Annotated in this window: 1 protein-coding gene; it reads left to right on the top strand. The window is 34.9% G+C overall.

The genetic code is table 11. The features are described 5' to 3' along the window. Positions 1-501: 501 nt before the first annotated feature. Positions 502-1,179, top strand: coding sequence for a sugar transferase (locus tag CK510_RS30580; protein WP_095725146.1), 678 nt, complete (start codon positions 502-504; stop codon positions 1,177-1,179). The last annotated feature ends 67 nt before the right edge of the window (positions 1,180-1,246 follow it).

Genomic DNA, 1,246 nt, shown 5'->3' with positions numbered 1-1,246 from the left:
CTACTACTAAAACATAATTGGCAAATAGCACAGTTAGTTTTTATACTTTACAAAAATTTATATTTTTATCTAGGCGATTTTATCCAAGCTACTGGTAGTTTATTATCAAAACATTTATAGGAATCCTCCGAAAATTTTTGTCATCCTAAGTTGGGAGAAGCTTACCAAATAATGGTTCCATAGATATATTCTCAAAAATCCAATATTTCCAAAAATGAAATATTAGCTAATATCATCAGCGAAAATACTTAATCAGTAGTAGGATAAAAGACAACTGATTCAAATATACACATTGAAATAGAGTTTTTACTCCCCATAAGTTATCTTAAAGTTCCTTTATATGAAGTTTATAAAAAATCATAACTAGGGTAATATCAATGAAGATTCAGTGAATATACGGTTGATGGTAATTGTATTTTTGAAAGCAAAGTCTATAGTCAAAGAAAGAATACGTATTTATACGTTTTGGCATACTTTTTTGCTAAACATTCAATTCTAGAGATGTACCAAATACAATTTCTCAAAATATTTCAGGGCGCAAATACCAAAGCTTGGGAATTTGAAATTCCACCTCACCCCTCTGTCAATTCTCTGTTCAAGCGGATTTTGGACATTATGGGTGGCATAATCGGACTACTGATTTTAGCGGTTGTATTTATTCCTATCGCTATTATGGTTAAATTAGATAGTCCGGGACCGATTTTCTTTACCCAAGAGCGCTATGGGTTATATGGCAAAACTTTTATAATTTGCAAATTCCGCTCAATGGTAACGGATGCGGAAAAGCTGAAGAACTTAGTTAAGAATGAATCAGAGGGACTGATTTTTAAGAATAAAGATGATTTTCGGGTGACGAAAATTGGTCGTTTTTTGCGGAGTAGTAGTTTAGATGAATTGCCGCAGTTCTGGAATGTATTGGTGGGTCAAATGAGCTTGGTGGGAACGCGTCCACCAACTGCTGATGAGGTGATACAGTATAACCAGCGTCATTGGCAAAGGTTGAATGTCAAACCGGGATTAACTGGTGAATGGCAAATTAATGGGCGATCGCACATCAAGGATTTTGAGGATGTTGTGGATTTAGATTTGCAGTATCAAAGCAAATGGCATCCCATGTATGATGTATTCGTAATTTTCAAAACGATTTACGTCATTGTAGCTAGAATTGGCGCTTTCTAGAAGTATCCGATTCCCAGTAGGGGCAAACGGTTGTTTGCCCTGATTTGTATTGCATTATATTGTATTC

The organism is Brunnivagina elsteri CCALA 953, assembly GCF_002289455.1.
Taxonomy (GTDB): domain Bacteria; phylum Cyanobacteriota; class Cyanobacteriia; order Cyanobacteriales; family Nostocaceae; genus Brunnivagina; species Brunnivagina elsteri.
The sequence above is the reverse complement of the archived record's forward strand: the minus strand, read 5'-3'. Positions and strand labels throughout refer to the sequence as shown.

Excerpts from the sequence above, each read along its gene's own strand:
- CK510_RS30580 (WP_095725146.1), top strand. The coding sequence starts at position 502 with ATGTACCAAATACAATTTCTCAAAATATTTCAGGGCGCAAATACCAAA.